The 26,919-nt window shown below is 63.6% G+C and carries 22 protein-coding genes, 1 tRNA gene and 1 pseudogene; 16 read left to right on the top strand and 8 right to left on the bottom strand.

Going from position 1 to position 26,919, the window contains the following annotated elements:
* The first annotated feature begins 38 nt into the window (after positions 1 to 38).
* A complete protein-coding gene (locus QP802_RS02465; protein ID WP_070362835.1) occupies positions 39 to 728 on the top strand; it encodes a M23 family metallopeptidase in 690 nt (229 codons plus the stop codon).
* On the opposite strand, the gene pcrA is transcribed toward QP802_RS02465, so the two are convergent.
* A complete protein-coding gene (gene pcrA / locus QP802_RS02460) occupies positions 729 to 3,059 on the bottom strand; it encodes a DNA helicase PcrA (RefSeq protein WP_256000362.1) in 2,331 nt (776 codons plus the stop codon).
* Between the two features lie 61 nt (positions 3,060 to 3,120).
* On the opposite strand from pcrA, the gene QP802_RS02455 reads away from it, so the two are divergent.
* From QP802_RS02455 to QP802_RS02445, 3 genes are all read left to right on the top strand, one after another.
* On the top strand, positions 3,121 to 3,414 hold the full coding sequence (locus tag QP802_RS02455; RefSeq protein ID WP_070362837.1) for a chorismate mutase: 294 nt from the start codon (positions 3,121 to 3,123) through the stop codon (positions 3,412 to 3,414).
* Between the two features lie 72 nt (positions 3,415 to 3,486).
* Positions 3,487 to 5,127, top strand: a complete 1,641-nt coding sequence (gene pgi / locus QP802_RS02450) for a glucose-6-phosphate isomerase (RefSeq protein ID WP_284817535.1) — start codon at positions 3,487 to 3,489, stop codon at positions 5,125 to 5,127.
* Positions 5,128 to 5,194: 67 nt separating this feature from the next.
* Entirely contained in the window at positions 5,195 to 5,833 is a 639-nt protein-coding gene (locus QP802_RS02445) for a DedA family protein (protein WP_143000848.1), read from the top strand.
* Here QP802_RS02445 and QP802_RS02440 read toward each other — a convergent pair.
* Positions 5,778 to 6,605: a DNA-formamidopyrimidine glycosylase family protein gene (locus QP802_RS02440; protein WP_070363557.1), complete on the bottom strand. Its 828-nt coding sequence runs from the start codon at positions 6,603 to 6,605 to the stop codon at positions 5,778 to 5,780. The genes QP802_RS02445 and QP802_RS02440 overlap by 56 nt on opposite strands.
* A 10-nt stretch (positions 6,606 to 6,615) precedes the next feature.
* On the opposite strand from QP802_RS02440, the gene QP802_RS02435 reads away from it, so the two are divergent.
* Both QP802_RS02435 and QP802_RS02430 read left to right on the top strand, forming a co-directional pair.
* A complete protein-coding gene (locus tag QP802_RS02435) occupies positions 6,616 to 6,843 on the top strand; it encodes a hypothetical protein (protein WP_070362839.1) in 228 nt (75 codons plus the stop codon).
* Between the two features lie 75 nt (positions 6,844 to 6,918).
* Complete coding sequence (locus tag QP802_RS02430) at positions 6,919 to 8,349, top strand: HNH endonuclease signature motif containing protein (RefSeq protein WP_284805075.1); 1,431 nt, start codon at positions 6,919 to 6,921, stop codon at positions 8,347 to 8,349.
* 14 nt (positions 8,350 to 8,363) lie between these two features.
* On the opposite strand, the gene QP802_RS02425 is transcribed toward QP802_RS02430, so the two are convergent.
* On the bottom strand, positions 8,364 to 12,995 hold the full coding sequence (locus tag QP802_RS02425) for an Lhr family ATP-dependent helicase (protein ID WP_284817533.1): 4,632 nt from the start codon (positions 12,993 to 12,995) through the stop codon (positions 8,364 to 8,366).
* Positions 12,996 to 13,072: 77 nt separating this feature from the next.
* On the opposite strand from QP802_RS02425, the gene QP802_RS02420 reads away from it, so the two are divergent.
* The 5 genes from QP802_RS02420 (at position 13,073) to QP802_RS02400 (ending at position 15,568) form a co-directional block, all read left to right on the top strand.
* Entirely contained in the window at positions 13,073 to 13,849 is a 777-nt protein-coding gene (locus QP802_RS02420; protein ID WP_070976106.1) for a 3'(2'),5'-bisphosphate nucleotidase CysQ, read from the top strand.
* On the top strand, positions 13,846 to 14,646 hold the full coding sequence (locus QP802_RS02415) for a thymidylate synthase (RefSeq protein WP_070976104.1): 801 nt from the start codon (positions 13,846 to 13,848) through the stop codon (positions 14,644 to 14,646). The genes QP802_RS02420 and QP802_RS02415 overlap by 4 nt, the downstream gene beginning before the upstream one ends.
* Positions 14,646 to 15,137, top strand: a complete 492-nt coding sequence (locus tag QP802_RS02410; protein WP_256006345.1) for a dihydrofolate reductase — start codon at positions 14,646 to 14,648, stop codon at positions 15,135 to 15,137. The genes QP802_RS02415 and QP802_RS02410 overlap by 1 nt, the downstream gene beginning before the upstream one ends.
* On the top strand, positions 15,134 to 15,415 hold the full coding sequence (locus QP802_RS02405; protein WP_070362845.1) for a mycoredoxin: 282 nt from the start codon (positions 15,134 to 15,136) through the stop codon (positions 15,413 to 15,415). Before QP802_RS02410 ends, QP802_RS02405 begins: the two co-directional genes overlap by 4 nt.
* 80 nt (positions 15,416 to 15,495) lie before the next feature.
* A tRNA-Arg gene (locus QP802_RS02400) sits at positions 15,496 to 15,568 on the top strand.
* A 78-nt stretch (positions 15,569 to 15,646) separates the two neighbouring features.
* Here the strand turns inward: QP802_RS02400 and QP802_RS02395 are convergent.
* Positions 15,647 to 17,350 (bottom strand): annotated as a pseudogene (locus tag QP802_RS02395) (bifunctional lysylphosphatidylglycerol flippase/synthetase MprF).
* Positions 17,351 to 18,063: 713 nt separating this feature from the next.
* On the bottom strand, positions 18,064 to 19,281 hold the full coding sequence (locus tag QP802_RS02390; RefSeq protein ID WP_284817532.1) for an alpha/beta hydrolase: 1,218 nt from the start codon (positions 19,279 to 19,281) through the stop codon (positions 18,064 to 18,066).
* A gap of 20 nt (positions 19,282 to 19,301) precedes the next feature.
* Between QP802_RS02390 and QP802_RS02385 the strand changes: the two genes are divergently transcribed.
* From QP802_RS02385 to QP802_RS02365, 5 genes are all read left to right on the top strand, one after another.
* The gene (locus QP802_RS02385; protein ID WP_284817530.1) at positions 19,302 to 19,940 is read left to right on the top strand and encodes an esterase/lipase family protein; all 639 of its coding nucleotides are present in this window, start codon (positions 19,302 to 19,304) and stop codon (positions 19,938 to 19,940) included.
* A gap of 95 nt (positions 19,941 to 20,035) precedes the next feature.
* Positions 20,036 to 20,575 (top strand): YceI family protein, encoded by a 540-nt coding sequence (locus QP802_RS02380; RefSeq protein ID WP_071567056.1) that lies wholly within the window; start codon positions 20,036 to 20,038, stop codon positions 20,573 to 20,575.
* A gap of 21 nt (positions 20,576 to 20,596) precedes the next feature.
* On the top strand, positions 20,597 to 22,087 hold the full coding sequence (locus tag QP802_RS02375) for a gluconokinase (protein WP_284817528.1): 1,491 nt from the start codon (positions 20,597 to 20,599) through the stop codon (positions 22,085 to 22,087).
* 50 nt (positions 22,088 to 22,137) lie between these two features.
* Positions 22,138 to 23,304 carry a YibE/F family protein gene (locus QP802_RS02370; RefSeq protein ID WP_070479223.1) on the top strand — a complete coding sequence of 389 codons (1,167 nt, stop codon included), beginning with the start codon at positions 22,138 to 22,140 and terminating at the stop codon, positions 23,302 to 23,304.
* A gap of 19 nt (positions 23,305 to 23,323) precedes the next feature.
* The gene (locus tag QP802_RS02365; RefSeq protein ID WP_284817527.1) at positions 23,324 to 24,130 is read left to right on the top strand and encodes a DUF1906 domain-containing protein; all 807 of its coding nucleotides are present in this window, start codon (positions 23,324 to 23,326) and stop codon (positions 24,128 to 24,130) included.
* A gap of 87 nt (positions 24,131 to 24,217) precedes the next feature.
* On the opposite strand, the gene QP802_RS02360 is transcribed toward QP802_RS02365, so the two are convergent.
* The 3 genes from QP802_RS02360 to QP802_RS02350 all read right to left on the bottom strand — a co-directional run bounded on the left by QP802_RS02360 (position 24,218) and on the right by QP802_RS02350 (position 26,818).
* On the bottom strand, positions 24,218 to 25,054 hold the full coding sequence (locus QP802_RS02360; RefSeq protein ID WP_252931139.1) for an aldo/keto reductase: 837 nt from the start codon (positions 25,052 to 25,054) through the stop codon (positions 24,218 to 24,220).
* A 9-nt stretch (positions 25,055 to 25,063) separates the two neighbouring features.
* Positions 25,064 to 25,423, bottom strand: coding sequence for an FKBP-type peptidyl-prolyl cis-trans isomerase (locus tag QP802_RS02355; RefSeq protein WP_070362854.1), 360 nt, complete (start codon positions 25,421 to 25,423; stop codon positions 25,064 to 25,066).
* 99 nt (positions 25,424 to 25,522) lie between these two features.
* Positions 25,523 to 26,818 carry a citrate synthase gene (locus tag QP802_RS02350; RefSeq protein WP_070362855.1) on the bottom strand — a complete coding sequence of 432 codons (1,296 nt, stop codon included), beginning with the start codon at positions 26,816 to 26,818 and terminating at the stop codon, positions 25,523 to 25,525.
* Positions 26,819 to 26,919: the final 101 nt, after the last annotated feature.

The following is a 26,919-nucleotide window of genomic DNA, read 5'->3' as shown; positions in this document are numbered from 1 at the left end:
TGGCCACCCGGATTTTTTAGAAAAGGTTGCTTCTCCGTATGAATCGCACAGTACTTTCGGCACTTGCCGTCGCGACTGCGTCCATGCTCACTCTCACCGCTTCCCCTGCGAACGCTGTAGGTCTCACGCTGAACGGCGCTCCGATTGACCACAATCAGGCCGTGAAGGCTGTTGCGCAAGCAGCAGACACGATTCTGGATAGCGGTGCAACCCTGCGCGTCGGAGAGTACTCACTCGTGTACGACCCGCGCGTCATTCAGGAAAACCTCGGTCTCTCCTTCCAGCAGGAAGGCGCGAACGGTGGCGTCCGCTACCAGCGTGGCCGCACCGCCGATGGCCGCACGGTCGTCACCCCGGCAACGGGGACGTTTACGTCCGGGTTCGGCCCACGCTGGGGCACAGTCCACCAGGGAATCGACATCGCGAACAACCTCGGCTCCCCGATCTACGCCGTGATGGATGGCACCGTCATCAACGCCGGCCCGGCCCAGGGCTTCGGCAACTGGGTCGTGATCAAGCACGACGGCGGCGAGGTCTCCGTTTACGGCCACATGGCGGTCTACAACGTCAGCGTCGGCCAACGCGTGACGGCCGGCCAGCAGATCGCGCAGATCGGCAACGAAGGCTTCTCCACCGGGCCGCACCTCCACTTCGAGATCCACCCAGATGGCGTGACACCAGTAGACCCTGTGCCGTGGTTCGCGCAGGCAGGTATCCGCATCCAGTAGTTAGAGCTTCTCCATCGGGACGCCGCCGATCAGCATCAGGCGGACTGTCCCGGAGGAACCAAAGTCAATCGTCACGGTTTCTCGCACTCCCGCACCATCAACGGCCAGTACGGTACCCAGCCCGTATTTTGCATGGTTGACCCGGTCCCCGACCGCCAGCTGCAGGTCCTTGTTCACCTTGGTCCTGCTGCTACCGCCGCGCGACTGCGACCGCCCAAACCCGTTGCTGCGGCTCCGGCCACCAGTTGACCACGGTGAATGCGAAGAGCCCGAAGAATACGTGGGCTCCTCACGCTTCCAATCGATGAGTTCCTGCGGAATCTCCCCAAGGAATCGGCTCGCCGGGTTTGTCACCGGGCTCCCCCATGAGGACCGCACCATCGCGCGCGTCAGGTAAAGGCGCTTGCGCGCACGGGTGATGCCGACATACGCCAGGCGACGCTCTTCGGCGAGCTCCGCCGGATCCCCCAAGGCGCGCAGGTGCGGGAACTGCCCGTCTTCCCACCCAGTCACAAACACGACGGGGAACTCAAGACCCTTTGCGGTGTGCAGCGTCATCAACGTGACTACGCCCTGATCGTTCTCAGGAAGCTGATCGGCGTCAGCGACGAGCGCCACTTTCTCCAGGAAGGCTTGCAGGGTTCCTGGCAGCGGTTCGCCCTCGTCGAAGATCTCCGAAATTTCCTCGTCGCTGAGGTACGCCAGCTGCAGTGCAGACTCCGAGGAATACTCGCGCGCGACGGACACCAACTCATTCAGGTTGTCCAAGCGCGTGGCATCCTGCGGGTCGTTCGACTGCTCCAACTGCGCTTTGTACCCGGTGACGTCCAGAATCGTGGAGACCAGCTCCCCGAGGTCAGTGTTGCCAGCCTCTTCTCGCTGGTCCGCTGCCATTTCCTCGCGCAATTCATCCATCATGGTGACAAAACCATTGATGGCATTCTTCGCGCGCGTACCCAGTGCGTCAATGCCGCCGTCGGCCGCCACCCGCAACGCTTGGCCGAAGCTCACCGAGTAGGTCTGCGCGTAGAGCGCCACCGTGGACTGCGCCTTATCCCCGATGGCACGCTTTGGCTCGTTAATAATCCTGCGCAGGCTGACCGTATCGTCCGGGTTTTCTAGCGCCTTGAGGTAGGCCACGATATCGCGAACCTCTTTGCGCTCATAGAAGCGCGTGCCGCCTACCACCTTGTACGGGATCCCGGTGCGAATGAAGATGTCTTCCAACGCACGCGATGCATTGTTGGTGCGGTACATGATCGCGATGTCGGAGTAGGGCACTCCACTGTCTGTGAGCCGGTCGATCTCGCCAGCGATAAACCGAGCCTCGTCGTGCTCGTTGTCCGCGACGTAGCCGACGATCTGGTCGCCGGTGCCGTGGTCCGTCCACAGCTTCTTCGGGCGCCGACCGGTGTTCTGGGAAATCACCGCGTTGGCAGCGTCCAAGATGGTTTGCGTCGAGCGGTAGTTCTGCTCCAGCACGATGGTGGTTGCGTCGGGGTAGTCGCGCTCAAACTCCTCGATGTTGCGGATCGTCGCGCCACGGAACGCGTAAATGGACTGGTCGGAGTCGCCAACTACGGCAAGCTCAGAAGCCTCAGGCCCCTTGCCCACCAGGGTGTGGATGAGTTCGTACTGCGCATGGTTCGTGTCCTGGTACTCGTCCACGAGTACGTGGCGGAAGCGGCGTCGATAATAATCCGCAACCTGCGGGTGCTCCTTAAAAATCCGCACGACCTCCCCGATGAGGTCGTCGAAGTCGACAGCGTTTGCCGAGCGCAGGCGGCGCTGGTACTCAGCAAACACCTTGGCAACAGTGGAGTCGAATGGGTTGTGGGTGCGCTGCGCGTCATCGGCCGCCTGCTGCTCGTCGATGAGCTCGTTCTTGAGGTTCGAGATCGCGTTCGCGAGCACCCGGGGTGAAAACTTCTTCAGGTCGAGATTGTTCTCTTTAGCAATCATCGAGAGCAGCCGGCGGGAATCGTCGGCGTCATAGATACTGAAGTTCGTGTTCAGCCCAGGAACGAGCTGGGCCTGCTGGCGGAGGATCCGCACGCAGATCGAATGAAAGGTTGCCACCCACATCCGCTCGGTCTGCGGCCCGATCAGCGCCTCGACGCGCTCTTTCATCTCCGCGGCGGCCTTGTTGGTAAATGTGATCGCCAGGACCTGCCAGGGTGCGACACCGCGCTCCTGTAACAAGAAAGCGATGCGCCTGGTCAGCACTGCGGTTTTGCCGGACCCAGCGCCCGCGACAATTAGAAGAGGCGAGCCGCTGTGGCGCACGGCGGCTTCCTGTTGGGGGTTGAGTCCTAGCGTCAGATCATTCATGTCACACACCCTAACTCACACCCCGGACACAACCGCTGGAGCAGTGGCATAATGAGCAACCATGAGTGACTTCGAAATCCGCATGCCGTCCGGGACGGACGATCCGCTCTCCGATGCGGAGATCCAGCAGTACCGCAAAGAGATTGACCGCCTCGACCGTGTGATTTTGGACGCGATTAAGCGTCGCACCAAGGTGTCGAAGGCGATCGGCAAGACGCGGATGGGGTCGGGCGGCACGAAGCTTGTGCACACCCGCGAGGTCGCGATCATTAACCAATTCCGCGATGAGCTTGGGGAGGAAGGCCCGGCGCTGGCAAATATCTTGCTGCGCCTGGGACGCGGAAAGCTGGGCTAGCCCCAACAACGCACTCCCCAACTTTCGTAGTACCATATCAAGGCAGACAACCATCCGTTTCAAGGAGGAACTATGTCCGATATCACCGCCACGCCAGCCTGGTCTAACTTGGAGAAGCTCCACGCCTCCAAGGCTGATACGACCCTGCGCGAGCTCTTCGACCGCGACGCAGACCGCGCGAAGAAGCTCACCTTCGACGCAGCAGGGCTGCACGTTGACCTTTCCAAGCAGCTTATCGACGCCGACGTCGTCGATGCGCTCGTCTCCCTCGCAGATACCGCACAGCTTCGCACCAAGATCGACGCGATGTTCGCGGGCGAGCACATCAACGACACCGAGGACCGCGCGGTGCTGCACACGGCACTGCGCCTTCCGGTAGAGGCCAACCTTGAGGTCGACGGCCAAGACGTAGCGGCGGACGTGCATGAGGTGCTGGGCCGGATGCGTGACTTCGCATCGGCGCTTCGCTCCGGCGAATGGCTGGGCCACACCGGACACACCATCAAGAAGGTCGTCAACATTGGTATTGGTGGTTCGGACCTGGGACCTGCGATGGCAACCAAGGCACTGCGCGCCTACGCAACCGCCGGCATTACCGCAGAGTTCGTCTCCAACGTCGACCCAGCGGACATCGCCGCAGTCCTCGACCGTTGCAACCCGGAAGAGACGCTGTTCGTCATCGCATCGAAGACGTTCACCACCCAGGAGACCCTGACCAACGCACACGTGGCGAAGCGCTGGCTCATCGAGCAGTTCGACGGCGACGCCTCCGCTGTGGCGAAGCACTTCGTCGCAGTGTCTACGAACGCGGAAAAGGTCGCCGAGTTCGGCATCGATACTGCGAACATGTTCCCGTTCTGGAACTGGGTCGGCGGCCGCTACTCCATGGACTCCGCGATTGGCCTGAGCCTGATGGCCGTCATCGGACCGATGGACTTCATGCGCATGCTCGAGGGCTTCCACGCCATGGATGAGCACTTCCGCACCACCGAGTTCTCCCAGAACGTGCCGGTGCTGATGGGCCTGCTCAACGTCTGGTACCGCAACTTCTACAACGCCGAGACGCACGCCGTCCTGCCCTACTCCGAGGACCTTTCCCGCTTCCCTGCCTACCTGCAGCAGCTGACCATGGAGTCCAACGGCAAGTCCGTGCGCCACGACGGCACCGCAGTGACCTACAACACCGGCGAGATTTTCTGGGGCGAGCCAGGCACGAACGGCCAGCACGCGTTCTTCCAGCTGCTGCACCAGGGCACCTCGCTCGTGCCGGCGGACTTCATCGGCTTCGCCACCCCGAAGGAAGACTTCCCGACCATGACCGGCGAAGGCTCCATGCATGACCTGCTGATGGGCAACTTCTTCGCGCAGACGAAGGTGCTCGCGTTCGGCAAGGACCAGGCCGCCATCGAGGCCGAGGGGGTCGACGCCACGCTGGCCCCGCACAAGGTCATGCCAGGCAACCGTCCGACCACAACTATCCTGGCCGAGGAGCTGACCCCGTTCACGCTCGGCGCGCTCATCGCGCTCTACGAGCACATCGTGTTCACCGAAGGTGTGATTTGGGACATCAACTCGTTTGACCAGTGGGGCGTCGAGCTCGGCAAGCAGCAGGCAAACGACCTGGCCAAGGCAGTCGCGGGCGAAGAAACTCCAGCAACCGGCGATGCTTCCACCGACGCACTGATTGGCTGGTACCGCGAAAACCGTCGCTAGCGCTTGGTGCATCACTCCTTAGTAGGGCAAGATAGGCAGTTGTTTTACCTACAACTAAGGAGTGAACGTGCAAGCCATCATCGACTGGATCGTCAACCTGATGGAGCTTCTCGGCGCCCCCGGCGTCGGGATAGCGATTTTCTTGGAGAACGTCTTCCCACCGATCCCCTCCGAGGTAGTGCTGCCGCTGGCCGGCTTCACGGTCGCGCAGGGCTCGCTGAGCTACCTGGCGGTGTTCATCTGGTCGGTGATGGGGTCCGTCGCGGGCGCGTTTTTCCTTTACGGCCTCGGTGCCTGGCTGGGCGCCGAACGCCTGCGCGCGATCGCTGACTGGATGTGGTTGGTGAAGGCGTCGGACGTCGATAAGTCCCTCGAGTGGTTTGATAAGCACGGCCGATCCTCAGTCTTCTTCGGCCGCCTGATTCCGGGGGTGCGCTCCCTCATCTCGATTCCTGCAGGCCTGGACCGCATGAACCTCGCGATGTTCGCCCTGTGGACCGGGCTCGGCTCCGCAATCTGGAACGCAATCCTGATCACGCTCGGCATGTACCTCGGCGAAAGCTGGGAGACGGTCTCCCATTACGTGGATACGTACTCGACCGTGGTCTACGTCCTGCTGATCCTGATCATGCTCGGCTTCCTGGCGTACTTCATTCGCCGCTCCATGAAGGAGAAGGCGGCTGGCACTGAGGGCACCACCAAATAACTCGTTCTAAGTCGCCCGCTCCCCCGAGGAATCCTTTCTCGATGAGCGTGCCACACCGCCGACACGGCTTGTTGTTCCTTCCAAATACGTAGCTGGTCTCCCCGGCGCGTTTGATCCCCGTGGTCACTCGCACCGGGGAGTCTTTGTTTGCCCACATGAGGCGCCGCGCGATCGCCACATGCTTTTCGACGTCCACCTCCCCCACCTTGCGTGCCGGATGCGTACCAGCGATGAAGTGAATTTCTGCGCGGTACTCATTGCCGATGCCCGCGACGAAACGCTGGTTGAGCAGCGCGCGCCCCATTTCGAGGTGCGGGTGCTCACTGATCCTGCGCACGACCTCTTCCTGGTCGAAGTCGCGTGCCAGCATGTCCGGGCCCAGGTAGCCCATCCGCTGCGGGTACTCGCGCGCGGGGAACACATCGACGAGGCCCAGCGAGTGTCCGACGAGCTCGATATCAGGCTTCGGCGCGTCCGCGAGGCGCAGCACCACCCGGGCGGTGTGGCCGGGCTTGCGCCAGCGGGTGCCCGCACGATGGATCGCCCATGTGCCTTCCATCTTGAGGTGCGTGTGTAGCACTTGTGATTCGTGGCCTTCGCGGGAAAACTCCATGAAGAGGTGCTTGCCGTAGGGCCAGACGCGCTCGCAGGTCATGCCGGTGAAATCGACGGTGGCGAAGCGCGGCACGCGAACACTCGTGGCAGTGACTTCACGGTGTTGCATCCACTGCAGGCGCTTCGACAGCTGATAGACGGAATCCCCTTCAGGCATAGTGGTATCCATGTTCCGCTTCTTACAAAACCTTTTCAACTACGGCCCCACGCCGGAGGAGTCGCTCGTCGGGTTCTTCCCCGACATGGATGCCGCCACCGAGTGGGCGCGGGGTGTGCTGGCAGAGACCGGCACCGACCCCGAAGCCGAGTTTGTTCGCGCCGTGAAAGACGTGCGCGTGGCGAACCCGCGCATCGGCCTGGCCGCGGCAGCACACCTGGTCAAGCAACTGCTTTAGAATCTTTGTTCGAATCTCATTTTTTCAAGTCCGACACGTCTGTATAGTCGCCCTTAGCTACTTGAAGGAGGGGACATGAACGACGTGACCAAGCTCGTTGACCAGGTCATTAACGGCCTGACGCAGCTACGCATGCTTTTCGACGACCCCTCCTCCCTCCGCCTTTCCGCCATCGCCGAAGACATCGCACGCCTCGAACACGCGATGGACAAGAAGGCCTACATCGATGCCGCCTTCGCGCAGGTCTGCGCTATCGCCGACGCCGGCAAACTCGTCGGCGCCAACTACCCGGATACCTACCTCATGGAGAAGTTGGGCATCTCCAAGGGTGAGGCATATAACCGGCTCGCGCGCGCCAAGGCGATGTTCGCTCCGGTGACGGAGCCGGACCGTGGCGGCCTGCTCGATGTGGAGGAGGCGGAGCGGCGTCGTAAAGACCAGGTCCAAGCTCGCCGCCACGCCGACGCGGTTCCCGCGGCCAAGCAGGACATCATCCGGCGCGAGACCGACAGGCTACTCAAGGCCGCCGAGGGCGAGCACATGAGCATTTACGCCCACGCCATGGAGGAAGCGAAGACCCGAGACGAGCAGGACCTGCGCCTCACGGTCAAGCGCCTCGTGGATAAGGCGAACCGGCCACACGCGAAGAAGAACCCCAACGCGGGCTTTGAGAAGCGCGAGGCCACCCTGGGCAAGGAGAACTCCGATGGCACCTACCACGTGCGCCTGGACATGACAGCAGGCGATTACGCGCTCTACAAGGCGCTGACTGACAAGGGGCTTGCGCCAAACTCCAATATCCCGCCCGATCGCCAGCAGGACCGCGATCCTCGCACCCGTGGCCAGCGCCGCTACGACCAGTTCATGGCCATCATGCGCCAATACGAGCACGGCGAGCAGACCACCAACGGTGGCGCCGCCTCCGTGGTGGTCTCAGTAACGCTCGACGACCTCGCCGACGCCGACGCCACCACACTGTTCCAAACCAACGTCGGCGTGGAGCTGGACGCCTTCGAACTCGTGCGCCTCGGCATGGATGGCACGTCTGACTTCCTGCTCACCGTCGACGAACTCACCGGCGTGCCGCTGCACCTAGGCAGGTCCAAGCGGCTCGCCTCTGTTGGGCAACGCATCGCCATGTTTGCTATCCAGGGCGTGTGCTCCTGGGCCGGCTGCACCACCGCAATGAGCGAGTGCGAAGCCCACCACATCATTTCCTGGCTGCGCCACGGCGGCACCGACATCACCAACCTCACCGGCCTGTGCCCCACCCACCACCGGTGCAACAACGACCACCGGGACGGCTCCTTCAACAAGGGCTACATGGACTACGACTCCACCACCGGCACCGCGTTGTTGGTCAAGGCCGACGGCACCCGCCACACCAACACCTCGGACCCCGCCATGCACTCGGCGGTGAATCGGATCCGGAACAAACGGGCGATGCGGGCAGGGCCACCGGGGACTACTCACCGGCCGGTGCCTCGCGTGATACTGCGACCCTAAACCCAGCCGAAACACTAATCGTCGAAGGAGAGCCCGTCCAGATCCCCTAGGGCCTCCGTCATGCTGCGCCCGCGCCGCTTCGGAGGCGCGGCCTGCTTGCCTCCGATTCTTACGCCCTTGTGCGTCACCGCCACGCCAAGATCGCGGAGCCGGAACGCGGGCTCGCCGTTGACGGTTTCGACGTTGAGCGGGCGTATCCTCCCGGCGGCGACGGCATCCGATAGTGCGTCGATGACAAGTGGTAGCGGATCTTCGATGCCTTCCGGGAAGGTCTCGAAGAAGGTGGTGAGCTTCTTGCCGCCACGGGTGACGTGGGCCGCCAACAGCCCGTCCACGAGCACCACCATCGCGCCTGCCGATCTGGTCGGGCCGGTCACGGGCCACGGCAGCGCGGCCCCGTAGGGGTTGGCCGGGTCGGTGGCGGCGAGCACGTACACCTTTGGCTCACGCGCACCCGATGGCCAACCGGCGACGTCGTCGCTGTCCTGCTGGCCACGCAGCCGATCAATCGTCGCAGGGGTGGAGAACTGCGCTGCGCCAAGCCCCTCGATGAGGTAGCCGCGCAGCGCCTTGCCGGAGTCCTCGAACCCGGAGAGCACCTTGTACGCCAACGCGAAGCCGCCGATGACATTCTCTGCGACGACGGCGCCCTTGGTCACCACCCCGTAGCGGTCCAGCCACGCCTCCCCAAGCGCGAGCGAGCGCCGGGTCGGGTCGGTGTCGGGCTGCGGGGTGGCGGCCCAGCGTCCCAACATGTCTGGCGGGGCGGTTTGCGTAAACGAGGTCCTGCCGGAGCGGATGCGGGAGCGGGACGGTCGCCGCTTCGCGCGGTGCGCGGCCTTACCACCGGCAAGGCGTGCGCGCAGCGGCGCGAAGGAATCCGGTGAAACGTGGCCGGCCTCGACAAGGTCCCACATGGATTCGCGTAGCTCTTCGGCAGTCGTCGCTGGCGTGAGCAGGTCGCTGAACAGGTAGCCTCCACCTGCTGCGAGCGTGTCCATGATGTGCTGCTGCGTGAGCGAGAGCAACGGCGGGTCGACTTGCGGCAAGAGCTGCGCGGCGTAGTCACTCGGCAGCAGCATGATCCACGGGTCGTTCGCCCCCGCCGACCCAGCGCCCACAATGATGACCTCGCCGGAGGCAGTCAGCTCATCCAACATGATCGGCGAGTAGTCCCCCACTCGCGACGGCAAGATGTGGGACTCCCACGCAGAGGCCGGCAGCCGCACGCCCGCGAGCTGCTCGATGACGGAGTACACCCCGTCGGCGCCGCGTAAGGGAGGCACCGTTCCCGCCGCGGCGACGTTACTCCACGCTGGCAGGAAACGCCCGTACGCCGACGAAGACACCGGCCGGGCTTGCGCCCGCGCGACCGCCAAGGAGCGGGAACGGATCACGCGCAGGACCTCGTGCGCGACGTACTCCTGGTCGTCGACGCCTTGGCGGAAGCGCCCCTCGATGACGGAGTTGGCGTCGACAAGCGGTTGGAGCACCGTGTAGGCAGCGCCGAGCGCGAGCCCGAAGGCATCGGCAAGCGCGCGCAGCGTGAAGGGGCCGCGGGTGCGCACCCAGCGACGCACGAGCTGGGAGAGCGCATCGGGGATGGTGGCCACCTGCGCTGCCACCCCGGGAGGGACCGGCACGCCAAGGCCATCGCGCAGCAGTGGGGCGTCGAGCGCCTGCGCAACGTGTTCCCTGCCGCCGATGCGCACCCGCATCACGCGTGGCCCGAGCGATGCCTCCACCCCCGCGAGCGGCACCGAGGTGTACACCGCGAGCTCGTCCACAGGCACCGGGCCGGTCAGGCGCAGGGTGTCGGCGAACTGCTCCGGTGTCTCGGCGCGGCCGACCCGGCGCAGCGACGCGTCCACCTCGGCGAGCGCCGCCGCGTCCAACAGCTCGCGCAGCTCCACGGTGCCCAACAGTTTGGCTAGCAGTGACGGGTCCAGCGCGAGCGCCGCCGCCCGCTTCTCCGCGAGCGGAGTGTCGCCCTCGTACATGAACGCGCCCGTGTAGTTGAACAGCAGCGAGGAGGCGAACGGGCTCGGCTGCTGCGTGGTCACCTCCGCGATGCGGACCCGGCGCGTCTGCAGGTCACGGATGACTTCTTGCAGGGCGGGCAGGTCGTAGACGTCCTGGAGGCACTCGCGCACCGTTTCCAGGATGATCGGAAACGACGGGTAATTCCGGGCCACATCCAACAACTGCTCGGCGCGCTGGCGCTGCTGCCACAGGGGCGCGCGCTTGCCGGGGTTGCGGCGCGGCAGCAGCAGGGCGCGGGCGGCGCACTCGCGGAACCGGGAGGCGAACAGAGCGGAGTTTCCCACCTGCTCGGTGACGATGTCGGTGATCTCGTCGGCGTCGAATTGGAACAGGGCCCCGGAGGGTTCGTGGTCGCCTTGGGGCAGGCGCAGAACGATGCCGTCGTCGCCGGCCACGGCCTGGGCGTCCATCCCGGTCTCCTGCGCGATCCGCCACCCGGCGGCCAGCGCCCACGCGGCGTTCACACCCTTGCCGAACGGCGTGTGCAGCACCACGCGCCAGTCCCCGAGCTCGTCGGTGAAGCGCTCGAGCACCAGCGTCGTCTCGTCTGGCAGCACGCCGGTGGCCTCCTCTTGCTCCTCAAGGTAGGCCCGCAGATTGTCGCGCGCGTACGCATCGAGCGAATTATCGACGCCCGCTCCGCCGCGCACCTCTCTCCTGAACGCGCCGAGCGCCTTGCCGAGTTCGTACGGGCGCCCGACGCCCTCCCCCGACCAAAACGGCAGCCTGCCGGTATGCCCCGGCGCGGGAGAGACCTGTACTTGGTCGCGCGTGATGTTTTCGATGCGCCAGCTCGTCGCCCCGAGCGTGAACACGTCGCCGACGCGGGACTCGTAGACCATTTCCTCGTCGAGCTCGCCGACGCGGCGCGGCGCCCCTCCCTCCGCCTCGGAGCCGACGAGGAACACGCCGAACATGCCTCGGTCCGGGATGGTGCCTGCGTTGGTGACCGCGACGCGCTGCGCGCCCTGCAACGCCTTGAGCACGGTGCCGTCGAGCCAGGCGCGCGGCTTGAGCTCCGCGAAGTCCGTTGATGGGTACACCCCGGTGACCAGGTCGATGACGGCGTTGAATACATCCCGGTCGAGGTTGCGGTAGGGCCAGGCGCGGGTGACGGTCTCGTACCAGTCATCAAGCTCGAGGTCCTCGACTGCCACCGCGGCCACCGTCTGCTGGGCGAGCACGTCCAGCGGGGAGCATGGCGTGCGCAGCTCCTCGATGAGCCCGTCGCGCATCCGCGGCACGGTCACGGCCGTTTGCACCAGGTCGGAGCGGTGCTTCGGATAGAACGAGCCGTGCGAGATCGCGCCTACCGTGTGCCCGGCGCGCCCGACGCGCTGCAGCCCGGAGGCGACCGACGGCGGCGACTCCACCTGGATCACCAGCTCCACCGCACCCATATCGATGCCGAGTTCCAGCGAGGACGTCGACACGACCACTTTGAGCGTGCCCTCTTTCAGCATCGTTTCCGTCGTGGCCCGCTCGTCCTTGGACACGCTGCCATGGTGCGCCCGTGCAATCACAGGCGCCGCCTCCCCCGCGAGGTCGACCCCTTTGCCCAGCTGTGCAGGGGGGCGTCGAGTAGCAGGGCTGAGGGCCTCGGGGTCGTGCTCCTTGGCCCACAGCTCGTTGAGCTGGCTGGTGAGCCGCTCCGCTGTGCGTCGCGAGTTCACGAACACGATCGTCGAGCGGTGCGCCATGACCTCCCGGTACACCGATTCCGCGATGTGCGGCCAAATCGACTTCGGCGCCGGTGGCATCAGCGCCGCTGTCTCCCCGCCGAGGTCCAGGGCGTCGTCGACGGTGGCATCCCCAATTGTCGACGCCTCCTCCGGCACCAGCAGGTCACTCATGTCAGCCACCGGCACCCGCACCGCGAGGTCCCAGCGCTTCTCCCCCGGTGGCTGGATGATCGTCGTTCGTGGCCCGAGGAAGTCCGCCACGGCCTCCAGCGGGCGCACCGTCGCAGACAACCCGATGCGTTGAAAGTCCCCAGCGATGCGCCCGAGCCGCTCCAGCGACAGCGCCAGGTGCACGCCCCGCTTCGTGCCCGCGAGCGCGTGAATCTCGTCCACGATCACGGTGTCTACGGTCCGCAGGATGCCCGAGGCCTTCGAGGTCAGCATCAAATACAGCGACTCAGGCGTGGTGATCAGGATGTCCGGCGGCTTGCGCACCTGGCGAGACCGCTCCGCTTGCGAGGTATCACCCGAGCGCACCGCCACCGAAACATCCGGTATGTCCAGCCCCATGCGCTGCGCCACGCGCCCAATCCCGCCGAGCGGGGCCCGCAAATTATTTTCGACGTCCACACCAAGGGCCTTCAGCGGCGAGATATATAAGGTGCGCACCCCGCCGTGGCTGCTGGCGTTCGCCCCATCGATTGGCAGGGCCTGTTGCCCGTCGCGCTCCACGAGCGAATTCAACGACCACAAAAAGGCCGCTAACGTCTTACCAGAACCGGTAGGCGCTACCACCAGGGCGTTGCCGCCGTCGGAAATCGTGGCCCACGCCTGCTCCTGCACTGGCGTTGGCGCCTCGAATACTTCTTCAAACCAGGTCGCCACCTGCGGTTTGAAGCGTTCGAGGATTCCTTTGGCCATGCCCGCCAGAATACAGATAGTGCAGGCAGGCGAAAAGAAATGGTTCCTTTGGCTGGTTTCGCGCTAAAGTCGAAGCCATGACTGCTCAGTATTCAGACTCTCGGCTGACAAACTTAATCGCGCAAGGCACCGGCGAGATCCTCAAGGGTATTCGCGGTGTTGGCCTTCTCCGCGGACGTGAACTTGGAGAAGCCGGCGACGACCTGGCACAGAACTGGATCGCGCGCGTGCTTGAGCAGCACCGCCCGGGCGATGCATTTCTGTCCGAAGAGGCAGCCGACGACCACTCCCGTCTCAGCAACAACCGCGTCTGGATTGTTGACCCGCTCGACGGCACGAAGGAGTTCGCAACCGGCCGCCAGGACTGGGCCGTGCACATCGCGCTCGTCGAAGACGGCGTCCCGACCCACGCGGCGGTAGGTCTGCCGGACCTTGGCGTCGTATTCAAATCTTCCGACGTACGCCACGTCTCGGGGCCGTTCGCGAAGAAGATCGCAATGTCGCGCAACCGCCCGCCGGCGATCGCCCCGTTCGTTGCTGATGCCCTCGGCTTCGAGACCAACCCCGTCGGTTCCGCTGGCGCGAAGGCAATGCATGTCCTGCTCGGCGATTTTGACGCCTACGTACACGCCGGTGGCCAGTACGAGTGGGACCAGGCAGCACCAGTTGGTGTGTCCATGGCTGCGGGCCTGCACTGCTCGCGCCTCGACGGCTCGCCGCTGAAGTACAACAACAAGGACACCTACATCCCGGATCTGCTCATCTGCCGTCCGGAGCTTGCCGACGACATCCTGGAAGCCTGCGCGAAGTACTACGACGAGCACGGCTCCTTCGAAGGGGTCGTCGCGAAGTGAGCCTGGTGACTCCGTACGAAGACCTCCTGCGCGACGTCCTGGAAAACGGCACCGATAAGGGCGACCGCACCGGCACCGGCACGCGAAGCGTCTTCGGCCGCCAGCTGCGCTACGACCTTTCCGAGTCCTTCCCCCTGCTGACCACCAAGAAGGTGTACTTCAAGGGCGTCGTGGGCGAGCTGCTGTGGTTCCTCCGCGGCGACTCCAACGTGACCTGGCTGCAGGAACACGGCGTGCGCATCTGGAACGAGTGGGCCGACGAAAATGGCGAGCTCGGCCCGGTCTACGGTGTGCAGTGGCGTTCCTGGCCTACCCCCGATGGGCAGCACGTGGACCAGATTTCGCGCGCGCTCGAGCTGTTGAGGGAGGACCCAGATTCGCGCCGCAACCTGGTGTCCGCGTGGAACGTCTCCGAGCTCGAGCACATGGCGCTGCTGCCGTGTCACCTGCTGTTCCAGCTGTATGTAGCTGACGGCAAGCTGAGCCTGCAGGTGTACCAGCGCTCCGCCGACATGTTCCTGGGCGTGCCGTTTAACATCGCCTCCTATGCCCTGCTCGCGCACATGTTTGCACAGCAGGCAGGTCTCGAGGTCGGCGAACTCATCTGGACCGGCGGCGACTGCCACATTTACAACAACCACTTCGACCAGGTGCGCGAGCAGCTCTCCCGTGAGCCTCGCCCCTACCCGCAGCTCAAGCTGCGGAAGGCAGAGTCGCTGTTTGACTACGACTTCTCCGACATCGAAGTCGTCGGCTACGACCCGCACCCGACGATCAAAGCGCAGGTGTCCGTCTAATGCTGGGCGCGATCTGGGCCGAAAGCATCGACGGCATCATCGGCGACGGCGTGGGCATGCCCTGGCACCTGCCTGAGGACCTGCGCCACTTCAAGGAGATCACGCTGGGCCACCCGATCATCATGGGGCGCAAGACTTGGGACCACCTCCCCATCAAGCCGCTGCCGGGCAGAACAAACCATGTGTTGTCCTCGCGCGAGCCCGGCGAGTGGTCCGACGGCGCCTTCGTGTCCCGCGACATCCCAGATTTGAAGACGTCCGCCTGGATCATCGGCGGTGGCCAGATTTACGAAGCAACCATCGACGAAGTAGACGTCATTGAACGCACGATCGTCGATGTCCACGTCGCAGACAAGCTCGGAGCGTCCGCCGTCCGCGCGCCCCGCGTCACCGATGACTTCGCTATCGTTTCTGATGGACCGTGGCATACCTCCGCCAATGGCACCCGTTTCAAGTACCAACGCCTCGAAAGGTTAGGCCCAAAATCATGACCACTCCCGAAACCTCTTCCCACGTCACCATCTTCGCAACCGATTGGTGCCCGTTCTGCAAGAAGCTTCGCGAGCGCCTCGACCGTACCGAAACCCCTTACGACGTCGTTGACGTCGAAGCCGAAGGCGCCGAGGACGCCGCCGCGTGGGTCGAGTCCGTCAACGACGGCAACCGCGTCGTCCCCACCGTCCTCTATTCTGACGGCACGCACGCGACCAACCCTGCCGCGTCCGCTGTTCGCGCGAAGCTGCGCGAACTGACCGGCGAAGAGGCCTAGCACCCGGGCAAATAGCGATGCCGTCGCGGGCGCCCGCGACTTTGGCATCACTTCTGTCCTGCGGTACTGTTAGTCGAGTTGCCCCAGTAGCTCAGGGGATAGAGCACGGCTCTCCTAAAGCCGGTGTCGGAGGTTCGAATCCTCTCTGGGGCGCAAAACACCCCCGCGGCCTGCGCAAATAGGCTGCGGGGGTTTCGCATTTCTGCAAAGAACGCGAATGCACTAACTTATCTACCCTCTTTGCGCAAGATTTGGCCGGCCCAGGAACTCCTTGACCACGGTCATCATGTCCGACTTCTTCATGTCCGGCAGGTAACAGTGAATGACTGCTAGCGAGATATTAGCGAGTGACATTTCGTCTTCGTACAGCAGGTACCAGCCTTGGTGCGTCGGGTGGAATTTGTGCTTCGAGGCAGCGAGTGAGCGGAAGCCGTAGAGTGGCTCGATCGTCGCACCGGCCTTATCCAGGATGATTTCTACGAGTGATTCCGGCGCATCCGTTCGAGCCAGCGGCGCTCCGGAGAGGGAGACCCATCCAAGTCCTTGCTCGGCAGCGATGCGGGCGCTTTCCGCGAGAAGGAATTCGATGGCTGGCCGGAACCCGTTCGCGTCGCGGCGCATGAAGTCAAGGGTGTAGCCGACGAGGGCGCCGCCTTCGTAGACGGGCAGCCAGCTCGTCACTGCGTGCAGGCTGCCGTCGTCGCCCACTGCGAGGAGGAGTTTGGTGTCCGGGTCGCGGAGCTCGTCGAGCCCTCCCAAGGTGAAGCCCATTTCTGGAAGTGCTTTATCTGCGACCCATTGTTCTGAGAGCGCGACGATGCGCTCACGCATTTCCACTGGGCTTTCGGCCCAGCTCGTCCACACGGCGCGCACGCCTTCTTTCGCCGCACGGTTGCGCGCGGTTCGGATGTTCTAGAATTTCTTGCCTTTGAACTCGATGTTGTCCGTCAGCAACATGGATTCTTCGGCGACGTGGATGCGTCGGAAGTCGGGACGAGCAAAGGTGCCGGGCACTGAGTACCACGCGACTCTCCAGCCTTGACGTGCGGCGAACTCTTCAAACGCACTGGCAACGGCTTCTTCTGTCATCGTGCCTCGGTGCACGGGACTTCCGACCGTGACAGCGACGTTGTAGGAGACGCGGTACGCGACGACGCCTTCTCCGTCGCCGGAGTCCGTCCCGCAGAAAAAGTAGCGGTTTCTTTCCCACAGCCCCATCCACGCGAGGTGGTCACCGGACCCATGGACCAGAATCTCCCGGGCTCGCTGGCGGTCCTGCGCGTGCGCTTCGGACGGCGGCGCGGACAGCACCTCAAACAGTGCAATCAACGCGGTAATCCAGAATATGATTCCCACCCATTCGTAGAAGATCCACGCCACGGAGCTGATGGGGAACGCATGCGTTGGAGCCAGCACAGCTACCACGGGTGGGAGGTACCTGTTCGGCAGCTCAGCAAGCAGCGCGCTTATCGATGCTCCTCCGAGGAAGCCGTCTCGCACAACCCAGGCTCCGCAGGTCCACAGTGCTGCGGTTGCTAACCACGTCCCTCCTATGATCGCCGCGCCACGGTACCAATTGGACGGAACCGTGAACCGGCGGCGAGTGGCAATGAGGACTGCAATGGTGACCAGCCACGGGAGAACTACCAGTATTGTGTTCACAGCGGTAGAGCCGTCTGCTCCCCCACCGATTGTTTGCCAGCAGATCACCGCAATGGATCCAACGCTGACGAGGACGGCTGCCCACCATGCCAGTTTCCTGCCATGCACGAGCCCCAGCGCAAGGATGGCTGACAAAACGATAGGCAAGGCATTCATCAGCAAGGGACCGAGGCCATGTTGACTGTTTACCGCCATCGCTTCCGCGCAGGCGACGGATGTAGCGTCAGCGCACCGCTGGGCTACTAAATGCCCTGCGACTGTCGGCTCCCACATCAGCTTGCTCACTCCTGCGAAAGGCCCCTGTGCAGCGGGGTTGATCGCCGTGATAACTGGTCCGATTGCAACACTAAGAAACAGGGCAGCCACCAGGACCCGTGCTTCCCGCAGCGACATTCTGCGTGGCGTACCTGTGTCCGTGACAAGGACGCCAGCGACGGTCCCTGCGACAATGGCGACAAGTGCAACGACGCCTGAGAGTGAGCCGTCGTAGAGCACAAGGGTCGTCATCATCGCAAGCAACACGAGGCGGAGGCGACGTCGCCACAGCACGCCCATGAAGGCAGTGGCGAATGCGGCGGGCCCGAAGATCCACGCGACCGGAGACACAAAGGTCTCGTTGGCAAGGTCTGGGCCCCACAGGTTAAAGCCTGCTCGCTCGATGGCACTACCGATAATGAAGCCGAAAGGAAGCGCTACAAACTCGGAAGCCGTCGCCACAACCGCGAAGCGAGCAGAGCCAAGTCGCACCTCGGCTGGATCTGCGAATAGCAGCGCTGCGACAGTGGCCAGGATGAGCCCGACGAGGTTACCTGCGGTCAGCCCTGCGGTGGCCCAGTGCCAAAGGTCGGGATCAACGGGAAGGCGCAATCCGAAAGCCTCCCGCGGGGCCGCACCCGACAATACGCAGGCTAAATACGTGGCCCACGCAATACTCAAGAGGCCGAGCGTGACTGGAACTTTCCTCAAACAGGTGCTGATCAAGTGTTTCATTGAATTCCTCCGCGTTGAGCAACGAAGTCAATGTCTTGGCGCAACGCCACTCGCCACACTTCGAAGCTGTGCCCACCTGGCAGCGAGCGGAATGTGGTGCTCATCCCGGCTTTCTGCGCGAGCTCGTTTTGGTGCGGAAGCGCTGCCATAGCCTCTTGGTCACGCTTGCCGGCGGCGAACCTGCCAGCGATTCCCTTGTAGGTCGCCGTCCCGATTGCTTCCTGAAGGAGCGTTTCCGGGTTCACGGATTGGAACGCGGCCTCGTCGCCGCCGAACAGCACGTCGACGGTCCGTTGGTGCCCGCCTAGGTTCGGTTCCGCCTCACCCGAATAGTCGAGGAACGTCCCGTAGGCCGTGGGATCGTTGGTAATCACTTGGAGTGCGCACGTGCCGCCGTAGCTTAACCCACCGATTGCCCACGTGCGTTGGTCTTCTTTCACACGGAAATTCTCTTTGACCAGCTGCGGGATTTGTTGGGCAAGGTAGGTCTGGATTTGCAGATCCGGGCCGTCCACGCACCCGGGATTCCCCGTGGTTGTTCCTGTGCCGTCCGCGCTGACGACAATGGGGGCTACGCCGTCGTGTGCAACTTGGTAGTCGTCGAGCGTCTGTTGCGCCCCGCCTTCGTCAAACCACCGGATTGGGCTGCCGGGGCTTCCCGCGAGCAGCACGAGGACCGGTAGGTGCTCGCCATGCCAGTAGGCGGGCGGAACGTACACAATTGCATCGCGCAGCGGTGGGGCAGGCAGGGTCACTAGAGCGCCCACTTCCCTGCCGTCAAGGATCGGGGCGGTCGTCGTTTCGCGGAACTGATCCAAATTCATGGACACGGTGACCGGGACCGGGCGGAAGGACCCGAGGGTCGGGTACTGCTCATAAACAAGGTTGACCGCAAGGTACGCCAGCATCAAAGGAATCACTGCGAGCAGGGCGAGGCGCCACCGCCACCGCGGCGCCAAGAAGATGGTCGCCACCACGAACACGGCAGCTGCACAGCTGGCGTAGATGTGCCACGGAATTGCATCCGGGAACGGCTTCGGCCACACCGCGAGCAACAGGTACGCCGCTGCGAGCAGCGCTGCCGCGATTGCGAGTGCAATGCGCCGGTGCTGACGGCCGTACCACAACGCGACAACCACGGAAGCAGCTAAAGAGAGGTAGATCGCCCAGGTCGCGCCTGTGCTGACCACGGATAACGAACGGATTGCATCCACGGCGAGTAGTTTAAGACGCTATGGCGTTGCTTTCCTACGTGCCACGGATACTTCCATCCCCTTCAACAGCGAACTCCCAGACAACAGGCCGCATCGTTGTGGCCCTCCATGGCACTGGTTCCTCCCCTTTTGTCTTCCGCCGCCTTGCACACGCACTGGAAAAACATGGGATTGGGTTGATTGCGCCTGGCTACGGCCATCGGGCAACGGCAGGTATCGACGCCTCGTCCAAAGAGATTGCGGCGTTCCTCGACAGCCTGGCTGCGCAGCAGGTCGATGTTGTGGGGCACTCGTATGGCGCGCTGATCGGGCTGAGGGCTGTTCAGTTGAGCGAAATCGCCGCGCGCTGCGGCACGATCGTGGGCCTCGGAGCCTCGTGGCGTGGCACGCACGGCATTGCGCGTCTGTTTCCGCCTGGACTTGTTCGGGCAGTGGCTGGCGACGCGTTCGTCGAATTGGAGCATTTCCGGGAGGAGCCAGTGGCCCCTTCCGGTACCGAAATCGTCTCTATCGTTTCGGATACTGACCGCATTGTTCCAGCGTGGTCGTCACGGTGGGGCGATGTGATCGAGGTACCTGGTGTACCGCATGCGGCGCTCCCTTTGCGGACGAATGAGATCCTGGCGGCGCTCAGGGTAGCCCCTTCCGACCACAGCTGAGCAGCAACAACCCTACATTGTTGATACGTCACCAATAATCACCTACACTCGCACCTACAATCATTTTTGATGATACGTCAACGAAAGTAGGAATCATGTCTCAGCTCACCGGTACATACAAGCTCGACCCGGCACACTCCTCCATCGGCTTCACCGTCCGCCACGCGATGGTGACGAAGGTCCGCGGCGAGTTTACCGACCACGACGCCACCATCACGCTCACCGACGATCTGGCAGCAAGCACGGCACAGGGCACCGTCCGAACCGCGAGCGTCGATACCCGAAACGAGGACCGCGACGCACACGTGCGCGGCGAGGACTTCTTCGATGTGGAGAAGCACCCGGAAATGACGTTCACCTCCACGGCATTCAACGTAGATAATGCCGGCAACGGCACCGTCACGGGCGACCTCACCATCAAGGGCACCACGAAACCAGTCACGTTCGAGGTTGAGACCTTCGGCGTCGAGGAGGACCCGTTCGGCAACACGCGCATCGGGTTCGAGGCCAGCACGTCGATTAACCGCACCGATTTCGGCATCGATTTCCAGGCCCCGCTCAACTCGGGCGGCATGCTCGTGAGCGAGAAGGTCGCCATTGAAATTGAGGGCTCCGCGATCAAGCAGGACGCGTAGCCCCTGCCGTACCATCGGGGTATGAGCGCTTCCAAAATCCCAACCATGTCGGTCCCCGTACAGGACTCCCGCGGGCCGTACGTCCTCGGCATCGACGTCGGCTCTACCGCGAGCCGCGGCGGCCTTTACGACGCCACCGGCCGCCCCGTCAAGGGCGCGAAGCAGCGCGTTGCGCACGCGTTTACTACCACCGCTGACGGCGCGAGCACCATCGACGCCGACCAGGTCGTCGCCGAGGTCCGCAAGGTTATCGACGACACCGTCGCGTTCGCCGCAGCGCATGACCTGCGCATTGAGGCCGTCTGCATGGACTCGTTCGCCTCGAGCCTCCTCCTTGTCGACGCCCACGGCGACGCCCTGACCCCGCTGTACACCTACGCCGATTCGCAATCCCGCGACTACGTCGAGCAGCTCCGCAACACAATCGACGAGGCCGAGTACCACCAGCGCACCGGCGTGCGCCTCCACACGAGTTACCACCCGGCGCGCCTCGCCTGGGCAAAGGAGCAGCTGCCCGAGTTTGCGCGCGCAGCCACGGTCATGGCGATCGGCGAGTACGTGTACCACAAGCTCGCGGGCATCCATGGCCTGGCCGTCTCTACCGCGGCGTGGTCGGGCGTCACCAATGCGCACACGGGGAAGCTCGACACCGAGATTCTCGACGCCATCGACATCCCGCACGACATGATCCAGCCGCTGCGCTTCCCCGACGAACCCGACTACCCGGATGACACCGCGTGGCCCGCGCTCAATGGGGTTGCGTGGTTCCACTGCATCCCCGACGGCTGGCCGTCCAATGTCGGCCCCGGCGCGACCGGCCCCGACACTATCGCGGTAGCCGCGGCGACCTCCGGCGCGATGCGCGTCATCCTCCCGGAGGTGCCAGCTCGCATCCCAGAGGGACTGTGGTGCTACCGCATCGCACGAGACAAGGCCATCTTGGGCGGCGCGCTCAACGACGTCGGGCGTGCCGTCACCTGGCTCGAGGAAACCATCCAGCCGGTGGCCCCGGATGAGATCGCCGCGGTGCTTTCCTCCGGGCCAGGGCGCGCCCCGCTAGTGCTGCCGTTCTTTACCGGCGAGCGCTCCACCGGCTGGGCCGCGAGCGCGCAAGCGCAGCTCTTGGGCATCACCGCGGCAACTACACCGGCCAATTTGTGGCGGGGCGTGTTTGAAGGCATCGCGATGTCGTATCTTCGCGTCTACGAGCAGCTCAAGGAGGCAGGCGCACTCCCCGAGCGCGTGGTCGCCTCCGGGCGCGTCACGGCCGACCACCCGGCGTGGCTGTCGGTGCTCGCCGATGCGCTTGGTTGCGACGTCGTCCCCCTGGAGATGAAGCGCGCCACCCTGCGCGGTACCGTGCTCATCGCTCTCGACGCCATCGCCCCTGAGGCACAGCGGGCAACGCCCCCATTCGGCCAAGGGCACCGCAACGTGGATGCACACGCCGAGTACTTCAGGGAGCTCCGCGACCGCTTCGAGGCTGCGTACCGCACGTTAGTTGTACAGTAGCTCTACAATCAGTCTGATTGTCTCAGTACTGTTCTCACAAGGGAGCTTCGTTGGCACGCCACGCAACCCAGTCATCGCCATCCCCGCTGCGCACGGCACGCGGCGCGCTAGTAGCGTTCCTCGCGATTGCGGGCATCGCCACGGTAGTGGGCCTCGCCCTACTGTGGCCGGGCGGCAAGCAGCCAGAGGTCCTGCCCGGGTTTGAGCAGACCCAGACGTCGACGGCGGAAACCGTCAAGGCCACCGTCATTGAGCACTCGGTCGCTCCCTGTGGTGGCGTCGCAACGCCGAACCACCCTGAGTGCGACTTCCTGCGCGTCGAGCTCAAGTCCGGGGGAACCACCACGATCGAGACAGCGCAGCAGCCGGGTACCCCGGAGCTTTCGGTCGGTGACCGTGTGGTGCTCTCGGTGCACCGCAACCCCGAGACTTCGTACTCCTTCCTTGACATGGATCGCTCGATACCGCTTGGGCTGTGGCTCGCGCTCACGCTGCTGGTCGTCGTTGTGGTTGGGGCATGGCGTGGGGTGCGCGCGATTTTCGGCCTACTGTATACGTTGCTTGTCATCTTCGGCTTCCTGGTTCCCGGACTGCTGCTCGGCTACAGTCCGGTCGGACTTTCGCTGGTCACGGGGGCCGCGGTGCTCTTCCCTGTCATCTTTGTTGTGCACGGCAGGAATTGGAAATCCGCGTCAGCCCTGGCTGGCACCCTGACCGCGCTGGGGCTCGCGGCGCTCGCCGCGCGCCTCGCCATCGATACGACGCAGCTGCGCGGCCTTGCCGACGAAAACAACCTCCTCATCCACATGTACCTCCCCCAGGTGCAAGTGCCAGGCATCATGCTCGCCGGATTCATCATCGGTGCCCTCGGCGTGCTCACCGACGTCACCATTGCGCAGGCTTCAACGGTGCAGGAGCTCTACGAGACTTCGCCCGACGCGCGGCCCCGCGCCGTGTTCGCCTCCGCTATGAAGGTCGGCCACGACCACATTGCGTCGATGGTCTACACCCTGGTCCTGGCGTACATGGGCGCTGCCCTCCCCCTGTCGATGCTGCTCCAGGTCGCCGACCGGCCGCTGACCCAGGTGCTCACCTCCGACGTGGTGGCCACCGAGATCATGCGTTCGAGTATCGGCGCGATCGCGTTGGTCCTGGCAGTGCCGATCACCACGGCGATTGCCGCGTGGACAATCCGCGCTCCCCAACCCCAACAGTAATGTTGCTAGAGTTACGGGTGTGACTACTTTTAATCGACGCCGCTTCCTTCAAACCACCGCACTCGCTCTCGCGGGCGCAACCCTTGGCTCCACCGCGCAAGCCCACGCCCAGGGCCGCATCCTCGGCACCGTGATCGACTACGCGGGCGGGGTTCCGTCCGGTCGCGCAGTAAAGGCCGCCGGGCACCTCGGCGCTGTCCGCTACGTGTCGGAGCGCCGCCCCGGCGCGAACTGGATGCTGGGCAAGCCCGTCACGCTGGGCGAAACACAGGACTTCGCCGCGAACGACCTCGCCACGGCGTCCGTCTACCAGTTCGGCCGTGCCGAGACCGCCGACTGGCTCGGCGGCGCCGCTGCTGCCGCCCGCCACGCACCGGAGGCGATGCGCCTCCACGCCTCCGCCGGCGGCCCAACCGGCCGCCCGATCTACATCGCGATCGACGACAACCCCTCGCGTTCCCAGTACCTGAACCAGATCCGCCCCTACCTCCGGGCGTTCTCCGCGGCACTGGCGCTTGGTGGCTACCAGACCGGTGTGTACGGAAACATCAACGTGATCCAGTGGTGCATCGAAGACGGCATCGGCTCGTTCTTCTGGCAGCACGACTGGGGCTCCGGCGGCAAACTGCACCCGCGCGCAAACATCCACCAGAAAGCAAAGTGGACCGGAGTGATCGACGGCGTCACGGTGGACATCAACAACGTCTACAGCGCCGATTGGGGCCAGTGGACCCCTGGGCGACGCGGCCCCGGCTTCACCCTTGGCGATCTGGGCAGCTCCCAGCTTTCATCACGCTTTGATTGGCGCGCGCTGCTGCCGAAGTAACGTCACGCAAAGTAGCGTCACCAGGACATGGCAAAACCCCGGTACACAGAGCGTTAAGGCTCGCCGCACCGGGGTTTTGCGTTTGTGCTAGCTAGGGTCTCCCGGGAACTCGCGCGGGTCATTCGACATCCGCTCGCCGCTCAGGGAGTCGAGCGCTGCGATATCTTCCTGCGAAAGCTCGACCTCGACCGCCCCGAGATTCTCCTCGAGGCGAACTGGATTCGCCGTCTTCGGCACAACCGAGCATCCCAGGCTCATCACGTACGCGAGCGCAATCTGCGCCGGGGTCCGGCCGTGCTTCTCGGCGAGGCGAGTAAACACCGGATCGTCAAGGTTCGCGCCTCGCGCGAGCGGCGCCCACGCCTCGGTGACAATCCCCTTTTCCTGGTGATAGGCGCGCAGCTCCTGCTGAGTAAACCCTGCGTGCAGCTCCACCTGGTTGAGCACTGGCGCGACGCCGGTGTGCGCGATGATCTCATCGAGCACCTCTTCATAGAAGTTCGCCACGCCTACCGACTGCAACCGGCCCATGCCCTGCAGCTGCACCAAAGATTCGTACGCTTGCACGAAGGTCCCGTGCTGCGGCCACGGCCAGTGCACGAGGAAGAGATCGATAAACTCGAGCCCCATCCGCTGCAGCGACTCCTCGTAGGCTTCCGCTGCACGAGTCTGGTCATCGTTCCATAGCTTCGAGGTGATGAATAGCTCTTCGCGAGTCACATCACCGGCCGCAATCGCGTCGGCGACCGCGCGCCCAACCTGCTCCTCGTTGCCGTAAAAGGAGGCAGTGTCGATGTGGCGGTAGCCCAACTCGATAGCTCGCCGCACGATGTTGACACAGTCTTCACCTTGCAGCTTGTAAGTGCCCAGACCTAGCAGCGGAAAATCATAACCGTCGTTGAGTGTTGTCACTGGAATGCGCATATCGAATCCTTAGCGCGCGTCAAGCAGGTCGATAATGAACACCAGCGTCAGGCCGGAGAGCGGGTGGCCGCCACCAGCAGGGCCGTACGCCTTCTCCGGCGGAATCGTCAGCTTGCGGCGACCGCCAACCTTCATCCCCGGGATGCCCTCTTGCCAACCCGCGATGAGGCCAGCCAACGGGAACTCCGCGGCCTCGCCGCGGTCCCACGAAGAGTCGAACTCTTCACCGGTTGCATAGTCAACACCCAGGTAGTGCACCTGCACATAACCGCCTGCTACAGCTTCGGCTCCGTCGCCGACTACGAGATCCTCGATGACAAGGTCCGTTGGGGCAGGTGCTTCAGGTACCTCAATCGTGGGCTTTTCCATACGTGAATACTCCTTGCGTCGTTCATTCATGGCGAAACCGCCGGGTACATATCCCCAAAGTATAAAGGAAGATACGTACCCGGCGGTGAACGCTAGAGATTATCGCTGGTCACGCGGCACAAAGTCGCGCTTCGTGTAGCCGGTGTAGATCTGGCGTGGACGGTTGATCTTGGAGTTCATCGCCAGCTGCTCGCGGTACTGTGCGATCCAGCCCGGGAGACGGCCGATGGCGAAGAGCACGGTGAAGAAGTCCGTCGGGAAGCCCATCGCGCGGTAGATCAGACCGGTGTAGAAGTCTACGTTCGGGTAGAGCTTGCGCGAGATGAAGTAGTCGTCCTTCAGCGCGATCTCCTCGAGCTTCATCGCCAGGTCCAGGAGCTCGTCGCCACCGAGGTGCTCCAGCACCTCGTGTGCGGTCTCCTTGACGATCGCTGCGCGTGGGTCGTAGTTCTTGTACACGCGGTGGCCGAAGCCCATCAGGCGGACGCCCTTTTCCTTGTTCTTCACGCGGTTCATGAAGTCGGTGGCGTCGCCGCCGTGGTTGTCCTTAATGTCCTCGAGCATCTCGAGCACAGCCTGGTTTGCACCACCGTGCAGCGGGCCTGCCAGCGCGTTGATGCCGCCTGCAATGGAGACGAACATGTTCGCCTGCGCGGAAGCAATCATGCGGACCGTGGAGGTGGAGCAGTTCTGCTCGTGGTCTGCGTGCAGAATCAGCAGCTTGTCCAGAGCCTTCACCAGGATCGGGTCAACCTCGTACGGCTCGGTTGGGTAGCCGAACATCATGCGGAGGAAGTTCTCGCGTGCGTTCAGCGAGTTGTCTGGGTACATGTACGGCTTACCGCGGGATGCACGGTATGCGTACGCCGCCAGCATCGGCACCTTCGCCATCAGGCGAACGGTTGCCTTGTCCAGCTGCTCCTCGTCGAGCGGATCCAGCTGGTCCTGGTAGTAAGCAGAAAGAATGTTCACGGACGACGCCAGCACCGCCATTGGGTGTGCGTTGCGCGGGAAGACGTTGAACGCGGCCTTGAAGTCTTCGTCGAGAAGCGTGTGGTGACGAATCTCGGAGTTGAACTTCTTGTACTCATCCGTCGTTGGAAGCTCGCCATTGATGAGGAGGTACGACACCTCGTTGAACGTTGCGTTCTGCGCCAGTTCGGCGATGTCGTAGCCACGGTAACGCAGAATGCCGTTGGCACCATCGATGTAGGTGATCTTCGACTCGGTCGAGCCAGTGGACACGTAGCCCGGATCGAAGGTGACAAGCCCAGTCTCCCCGAGGAGGTTGCCTAGCACCACTCCGTCGTTGCCCTCGGTGGCGGACTTGATGTCCATTTCGAATTCGCCACCTGGGTAGTGAAGTACAGCTTTGTCTTGACCTTCAGAAGCCATAGCAAACCTTTCTCAGAAGTTTCGGAAACCCTATTCCTTGCGGGATGCAAGGAGGTTGCAATTTACTCCCGCAATGCTAGCAAAAAATGTGACTCGCCCGA

Origin of the sequence: Corynebacterium sp. UMB10119B, from assembly GCF_030228125.1 — a bacterium.
GTDB classification, from domain to species: domain Bacteria; phylum Actinomycetota; class Actinomycetes; order Mycobacteriales; family Mycobacteriaceae; genus Corynebacterium; species Corynebacterium pseudogenitalium.
The sequence above is the reverse complement of the archived record's forward strand: the minus strand, read 5'-3'. Positions and strand labels throughout refer to the sequence as shown.

Excerpts from the sequence above, each read along its gene's own strand:
- QP802_RS02455 (WP_070362837.1), top strand. The coding sequence starts at position 3,121 with ATGAGTGACTTCGAAATCCGCATGCCGTCCGGGACGGACGATCCGCTC.
- QP802_RS02350 (WP_070362855.1), bottom strand. The coding sequence starts at position 26,818 with ATGGCTTCTGAAGGTCAAGACAAAGCTGTACTTCACTACCCAGGTGGC.
- pgi (WP_284817535.1), top strand. The coding sequence starts at position 3,487 with ATGTCCGATATCACCGCCACGCCAGCCTGGTCTAACTTGGAGAAGCTC.
- QP802_RS02360 (WP_252931139.1), bottom strand. The coding sequence starts at position 25,054 with ATGCGCATTCCAGTGACAACACTCAACGACGGTTATGATTTTCCGCTG.
- QP802_RS02355 (WP_070362854.1), bottom strand. The coding sequence starts at position 25,423 with ATGGAAAAGCCCACGATTGAGGTACCTGAAGCACCTGCCCCAACGGAC.
- QP802_RS02425 (WP_284817533.1), bottom strand. The coding sequence starts at position 12,995 with ATGGCCAAAGGAATCCTCGAACGCTTCAAACCGCAGGTGGCGACCTGG.
- QP802_RS02465 (WP_070362835.1), top strand. The coding sequence starts at position 39 with ATGAATCGCACAGTACTTTCGGCACTTGCCGTCGCGACTGCGTCCATG.
- QP802_RS02420 (WP_070976106.1), top strand. The coding sequence starts at position 13,073 with ATGACTGCTCAGTATTCAGACTCTCGGCTGACAAACTTAATCGCGCAA.
- QP802_RS02405 (WP_070362845.1), top strand. The coding sequence starts at position 15,134 with ATGACCACTCCCGAAACCTCTTCCCACGTCACCATCTTCGCAACCGAT.
- QP802_RS02440 (WP_070363557.1), bottom strand. The coding sequence starts at position 6,605 with ATGCCTGAAGGGGATTCCGTCTATCAGCTGTCGAAGCGCCTGCAGTGG.
- QP802_RS02435 (WP_070362839.1), top strand. The coding sequence starts at position 6,616 with ATGTTCCGCTTCTTACAAAACCTTTTCAACTACGGCCCCACGCCGGAG.
- QP802_RS02385 (WP_284817530.1), top strand. The coding sequence starts at position 19,302 with ATGGCGTTGCTTTCCTACGTGCCACGGATACTTCCATCCCCTTCAACA.
- QP802_RS02430 (WP_284805075.1), top strand. The coding sequence starts at position 6,919 with ATGAACGACGTGACCAAGCTCGTTGACCAGGTCATTAACGGCCTGACG.
- QP802_RS02375 (WP_284817528.1), top strand. The coding sequence starts at position 20,597 with ATGAGCGCTTCCAAAATCCCAACCATGTCGGTCCCCGTACAGGACTCC.
- QP802_RS02410 (WP_256006345.1), top strand. The coding sequence starts at position 14,646 with ATGCTGGGCGCGATCTGGGCCGAAAGCATCGACGGCATCATCGGCGAC.
- pcrA (WP_256000362.1), bottom strand. The coding sequence starts at position 3,059 with ATGAATGATCTGACGCTAGGACTCAACCCCCAACAGGAAGCCGCCGTG.
- QP802_RS02380 (WP_071567056.1), top strand. The coding sequence starts at position 20,036 with ATGTCTCAGCTCACCGGTACATACAAGCTCGACCCGGCACACTCCTCC.